General features: G+C 48.6%; 8 protein-coding genes. 4 read left to right on the forward strand and 4 right to left on the reverse strand.

The window, feature by feature from the left end; all coding sequences use genetic code 11:
• Window positions 1-151: 151 nt before the first annotated feature.
• Entirely contained in the window at window positions 152-295 is a 144-nt protein-coding gene (locus S7335_RS27680) for a hypothetical protein (RefSeq protein ID WP_006454024.1), read from the reverse strand.
• A gap of 67 nt (window positions 296-362) precedes the next feature.
• On the opposite strand from S7335_RS27680, the gene S7335_RS04065 reads away from it, so the two are divergent.
• The 4 genes from S7335_RS04065 (at window position 363) to S7335_RS04080 (ending at window position 4,233) form a co-directional block, all read left to right on the forward strand.
• Entirely contained in the window at window positions 363-1,664 is a 1,302-nt protein-coding gene (locus tag S7335_RS04065; protein ID WP_006456440.1) for an NAD(P)/FAD-dependent oxidoreductase, read from the forward strand.
• A gap of 45 nt (window positions 1,665-1,709) precedes the next feature.
• Window positions 1,710-2,252, forward strand: a complete 543-nt coding sequence (locus tag S7335_RS04070; RefSeq protein WP_006456436.1) for a DUF4334 domain-containing protein — start codon at window positions 1,710-1,712, stop codon at window positions 2,250-2,252.
• 202 nt (window positions 2,253-2,454) lie between these two features.
• The gene (locus S7335_RS04075) at window positions 2,455-2,904 is read left to right on the forward strand and encodes a hypothetical protein (protein ID WP_006454526.1); all 450 of its coding nucleotides are present in this window, start codon (window positions 2,455-2,457) and stop codon (window positions 2,902-2,904) included.
• Window positions 2,905-3,096: 192 nt separating this feature from the next.
• Window positions 3,097-4,233 (forward strand): transporter substrate-binding domain-containing protein, encoded by a 1,137-nt coding sequence (locus tag S7335_RS04080; protein ID WP_157620086.1) that lies wholly within the window; start codon window positions 3,097-3,099, stop codon window positions 4,231-4,233.
• A gap of 767 nt (window positions 4,234-5,000) precedes the next feature.
• Here the strand turns inward: S7335_RS04080 and S7335_RS04090 are convergent.
• From S7335_RS04090 to S7335_RS28355, 3 genes are all read right to left on the reverse strand, one after another.
• Entirely contained in the window at window positions 5,001-5,426 is a 426-nt protein-coding gene (locus S7335_RS04090) for a type II toxin-antitoxin system VapC family toxin (RefSeq protein ID WP_038015573.1), read from the reverse strand.
• A complete protein-coding gene (locus S7335_RS04095; RefSeq protein ID WP_038015575.1) occupies window positions 5,408-5,674 on the reverse strand; it encodes a hypothetical protein in 267 nt (88 codons plus the stop codon). Before S7335_RS04095 ends, S7335_RS04090 begins: the two co-directional genes overlap by 19 nt.
• A 125-nt stretch (window positions 5,675-5,799) precedes the next feature.
• On the reverse strand, window positions 5,800-6,000 hold a 201-nt coding region (locus tag S7335_RS28355), incomplete at its 5' end, for a hypothetical protein (protein WP_071776906.1).

Here is a 6,000-nt window from a genome sequence, read left to right on the forward strand (position 1 = left end):
AGCTGCCTATGCTATCTCTTGCTGCTAGCCACAACATCTAAAGGTATCTCACAGCCTACTAAGATCATTTCGTAATGACCGCCAAGATAAGGGAGCTATTAGCGCAGTTTGCGAATTGATAGCTTGCCCAGTCTAAGCGGCCAATAGGCCGTTAAACCTTGCCTTTGCTTCTCTCGACGTGCTCCATCATCTTCATCTTTTTAGCTTCGTCGCCTTTGGTAGGCTCAGAAATGCTGTCTAGCTTGATAGTTGCGCTTTGAGCGAGATGCTGTCGAATCTTGTCTTTGCTGGCCATAGAAAAAAGTCTGGTTGATTTGCTCAGTAAAATATTAAAGGATTGTAAACACAGACGGATCTCACTAATGACGGATGGGTCAAAAAGGCAGATGGCGCAGCGGGGATTGAAGATAGCAGTTGTTGGCGGCGGGGCGGCAGGGTTTTTTGGCGCGATCGCTGCTGCCGACCAAAATCCCAACCATCAGGTCACCCTTTATGAAGCAGGTCCTCAGCCGCTTGCCAAAGTCAGAATCTCTGGTGGTGGTCGCTGCAATGTCACCCATCACTGCTTTGATCCAGCTCAGCTAGTGCTGAGCTATCCCCGCGGTGGTAAGGCGCTAAGGGGTGCATTCAGCCGATTTCAACCTAAAGACACGATCGAATGGTTCAATCGGCGCGGCGTGAAGCTCAAGGCAGAAGCCGACGGCCGGATGTTTCCAGTCACAGATGATTCAGCTACAATTGTTGACTGCCTAAACCGAGCAGCGCAGCAGGCAGGCATACGGATCAAAACGCGATCACCCATTACCCACGTCGAAAAGTCCGGCAGTCGGTTTCAGCTCCGGCTCAAGTCTGGATCTGTAAAAACTGAAGTGGCGTGTGATCGTCTGCTATTGACCACTGGCAGCAGTCCGGCAGGACATCGTATTGCTAGGTCACTAGGTCACGTCATAGAATCTCCGGTTCCCTCACTCTTTACCTTCAACATCGCCGACAAACGCTTGCATCAGCTCAGCGGCGTCGCGGTCGATCCGGTTGCCCTACGGTTGAAAGTAGATAGACAGCTTGAGAAAGCATCTAAGAAAAAGTCACCCAGCCTAACGCAGACAGGACCGTTGCTGCTGACCCACTGGGGCGTCAGCGGTCCAGCGGTGCTAAAGCTTTCAGCTTGGGGAGCAAGAGAATTACAACAGACAAAGTACAGAGCCCAGCTAACCATAAACTGGCTGCCAGCGCTAACGCAAGAACAGGTGAGAGCTAAGTTGCAGGAAGTAAAGGCAAACTGTAGTCGGCGGGCGATCGCTACACATAGTCCCTATGCAGCCTTTTCCAAACGCCTCTGGCAATATCTGTTGCAGCGTGTAAACATTGACAGTACCCTTACCTGGGCTAATCTCTCAAAAAAGCAGCTGAATCAGCTAGTTCAATCGCTTACTCAGAGCAGCTATGACGTCGTTGGTAAAGGTGCATTTAAAGACGAATTTGTCACCTGTGGCGGTGTCCGGCTAAAGGAAGTGAACTTCAAAACCATGGAGAGTCGCCAGTGCCCAGGATTGTATCTCTCAGGAGAGATTTTGAACATTGACGGTATCACGGGTGGATTTAACTTCCAAAGCGCCTGGACAACTGGCTGGCTAGCAGGACAGGCGATCGCGACCACAAGCTAAGGTAGAAGAGCTTACCTCATCGCCACCGTATCTACTCGAAGAACGATGCTGAGTAAAAAAACCACACTAGACCAACTACGAGGACAAGGAAAAACCACAGCAGCAGCACTTGCCCTATTCGATCAGCTAGCGCCCGTAGATATAGAGTTCATGCTAGGTCAGTGGAAGGGATCTGGCTTTCAGACTGGTCACCCGATGGACGGCCTACTAGAAGCTGCGAATTGGTATGGCAAAGCGTTTATCGGTTCGGAGTGCGTTCATCCGCTACTCTTTTTGGACGGTAGTGGCCAGACATTTAAGGTCGCGCCGAATCCTCAGATGATGAAGCTAGCGCTGCGTTTACCCCTTCCCAAGAATGACGTCCTAGGGCCGATGTATGCGCTACTGACCTCTATGCTCAAGACAGAAGAGAGTCAGGCTAGGTTGAGGATGATGGAGTATAGAGGGAAAGTGAGCGCCACTATGATCTACGACTATCTACCAATACACGACGTGTTTAGAAAGGTTGATGACAATACTTTACTGGGACTCATGGACTACAAAGGATTATCAGATCCTTTTTTCTTTGTTTTAGAACGAGAAATTTAGAACAAGCGTATGCTGCGACCATCACTAGTCAAACTATTGCTAATCAAACGCTAGTCAAATAGTCTAAAAGGATTGTTCTGGCGATCGCGACCTGCCAGTTCTCAAATCCGAACCTCTGTATCGCCTCTAAATCTAAGAGCTTCTAGCTACCATAGAAACAAATTGATAGATGATATTCTATCTGGCTATCGAGGAGAGAACGATGACTCAACTATATCGCTATCGCCATGTCAACATCGTTAGAAGAGGAAACAGTAAGCCTTGGGTAAAGGGTATAGAGGAAGTCTTTGTCAATGGACGCCGCCAGGTCCGTTACTTTGGTAACGAGGAGTGGAAGCAGGCCAAAGCGCGTGAAAGATTGATAGGAGACTTTTCGAGAGACTTTCGCTTCTTGCCTTTTGATCGGCCTTTCAACGAACCTTTTGATAGGTTGTTTTTGCGCAGCTTCCCATTCGATGAGGATGCACAGAGAGATCCTATGCATAGAGCCTGTAAAGAGGTTGTTCTTGGCGAACCACAACTCAAGTCGGCACGGCCCAACCCACTACAGGACTTGCAGCAGGGCATCAGTCACCGGCTTAGCGAGGTGCAAAGGGTAATAGTCAAACTACCTCAAGCTTTAAAGGCTGCCTGGAAAGAGCTAACGCAGTAGGTATTTGGTAATAGGTATTTGGGAAGGCCGGTAAGTTCTTCCTCGTCGAATACCGTAGCTACTAATCAGATATCATTGAATGCAAGTGTCTCTAGCCTAGGTAACATAAGCTACCTAGGCTGGGGAGGTTTTTCTCTACCATACTTGAAGTTGCCTGTTGTCTTAGGCTGTATCTCTTTTAGCTCCACTTTTATGAAACGGTTTGCTTCTCTTATCAGTGGTTTTCTTTTGATAGTTTGCACAGTACCCGTAAGCGCTGCTGAGCCTAACTCCACACGACTAGCACAGGCCGACGTGACTAATTTTGAGACACCGATAGACACACCAACAACTCAAAGGGTGCTTAAGGTAGGGACAAAAGAGATTGTTCCCTTTGTCTTCTTAAATCAGGAAGTGCCCTATGGGTTTAGCGTGGAGCTGTGGAATAGAATAGCCGACGACCTGGGGGTTCAGACTGAGTGGGTGCGGTATGACTCTGTAGTCGACATGCTAGAAGGGCTCTCGGACGGACAAATAGATACAGCGATCGCCGGCATCTCGATTACGGCAAAACGAGAATCGCAGCAGGTCGATTTCACCTATCCCTTCTATCGGTCGGGGTTGCAGCTGATGGTCCGTGCGCGGCCAGCCAATCCAATCGTATTGATGGTACACGGCTTAATGAGCTGGCAGTTTTGGCAGCCGATGCTGCTGGTACTGGCAACTAGCGCTGCGGTCGGCTTACTGGTGTGGATGGTAGAGCACAAGCACAACGAGAAGTTCTCAGGTAGTCCGATTGAAGGCATCGGTCAAGGAATTTGGTTTTCGATCGTGACGCTAGGGACCTTTGGCTATGGTGACGTCACCCCTGATAAGCTGCCAGGACGAATCATCGCAGTGATCTGGATGGGGGCGAGCTTTTTTATTGTGGCTGAATTTATTGCCTCTTTGACCGTAGGACACCTATCTAATAGTCAACTCTCTTTCCAAGATCTTCGAGGTAAGAAGGTAGGCGTGGTCGATGGAACAACTGGAGAGGAATACACGCGATCGCAACCAGTCGAAGTCACTGAATTTAAGCTATTTGATAGTGCGCTTGCCGCCTTAGAGTCCGGTACCATAGAAGCCATTGTCCATGACTATCCCACACTTAAATATATTGCCGGCCGCAATCCGGATACTTTTGATCTAGCGGGTGAGCCGCTGACGCAAGAGGACTACGGTGTAGCGTTTAGAGAAGGGTCCGAGATGGCGGAGATAGTCAGCCAGGAGATACTCGAATTACAAGAACAGGGATATCTGCGATCGCTGCGAGAGAAATGGTTTGGCTCGAATCGCGACGAACTTTGATTTTGATGATGAGATTGGATTCTGGTGTACGCACTAGATAGGTACCCATAGCGTTCGCTGCTTGCGAAGAATAAGCAAAAATGAGAGGCGTGCTGAAACGGGACAAATTTCAAACTCTGCTGGATTTCACGGCCGAGCAGGGTAGTTGTTATTACCTGCAAAAGCTTGAATCATTTTGAGCGTATGCTTGCGACCAGGTAACTACTCTCAGCAATATGGCTATTGTCTTTCCGAACGATCAACTTAAACTATAACTGACTTCAAGGAAAGCTGATGTACCTGTATTCACAAGTGTCGTGGCAGGGCGTGGTAGAACTACGAGATGTTTTAGCGCATACGAATAATTCTACCTTTTCCGAAAATATTCTTTCATCCTTCTGATCAACCCAGGAAATTCAACAATAATACGGCGACACTCTAACCTTACGGTTTTCGTTTCATTGCATAGCTGCATTCTAATACAGCTCGTATTTCATGAACTGATTTGATCGCTAAAACCTTTATATATCAGTAGTTTCAGCTTCTAAAATTTACGACTGCATTAAAGTTGCACTAATTCCCCAATGAGATAGAGGTGCTTCATTCCCTCAGCAGGTCTTGTTTTATTAGACTTTTTGTCCAGGAGAAAAGGTTGTCCGTGTTGGGCAACAGGGTGACAATGCGCGCCGTGAAAGGGCACAAGCGCTTGCCAACCTATGGACAGCCCTGGTCTGTTCATGGTCATTGCACCTTACATGGCAATTAGGTGGGTTGATTTGCCTCAGCGGCTAAGGCAGGAGGGTAAAGGCAGCGCAATGTGGTGGCTGATAGAGGCTGAAATCGCGACGGTCTAGCGTGAGGATAGTGTCTAGGTTGTAGCGTTCAGCAATGGCCATTACGGAAGCGTCTACAAAATCGATCCGGCTATCGCTATATTGCTTCAGAATTGCGGCGGAGCGGGCAAAGTCCTGCTCTGTCAAACAGATAGGGTGAAACCGGCTGGCGGGTAACGCATCCAAAAATTGCACTAGCTGAGCGGTACCTGCATCACGATGTAAGAGATATGCGACTTCTGCCAAAACGGTTTGTGGCAACAGAATTTGCTTTTGTTGGGCATACACCCTCTTTACCTCGGCATGGTACTGGTCTCGTTGGTTGCCTAGTGCAACGGCAAATCCGGTATCAGCTACGGTCGTCATTCTTTCGTCGTCCATCCTGACTGGGGCCGGATTTCTTCTGCGAGGATATTTTCGGCGTTGCTAGCGAGATTAGGAGAACCCTCATAAAAACCGACGATAGGATCATCGTCTATGGCTAGAGGCTCCTTGTCGTGAATCTGGAAATACTGCTGTACAGCTTCGTCTAGTAGGGTTTCTAGTGGCTTCTGTTGCTGACTAGCTAGCTCTATGAGTTTAGTCAGTACTGTGGGATCGGGTTTCCAGTTGAGGGTGATGTCTAGCATTGGCTTTAAACCGCTACGCGTACTCTCATACTATTGCTATTTTGCTTTTTCATGCGGAGCTGACAGTCGATCAGCTCCATATCGTAATTTAGAGGCTGAACTCTATAGCTGCACCTAATAATCTACTAGCCTTCTACTCTCACCCGCTTGGTCAAAATGGCCATGACTCCGTTAGCTCTGCCGGTGGAGATGGGTTGGCTCCAGTCATTGAGTTCGGCGTAGCCGCGTTTGTGTAGGGTGTGGATGGTGGTTTGGACGGCAGTGAGGCTGCCGAATAAAAGATGGCGGACGGTTTCGGTGTCGTTGCTGGGGGATGGTAAAGGGCT

Origin of the sequence: Synechococcus sp. PCC 7335 (assembly GCF_000155595.1) — a bacterium.
Classification (GTDB): Bacteria; Cyanobacteriota; Cyanobacteriia; order Phormidesmidales; family Phormidesmidaceae; genus Phormidesmis.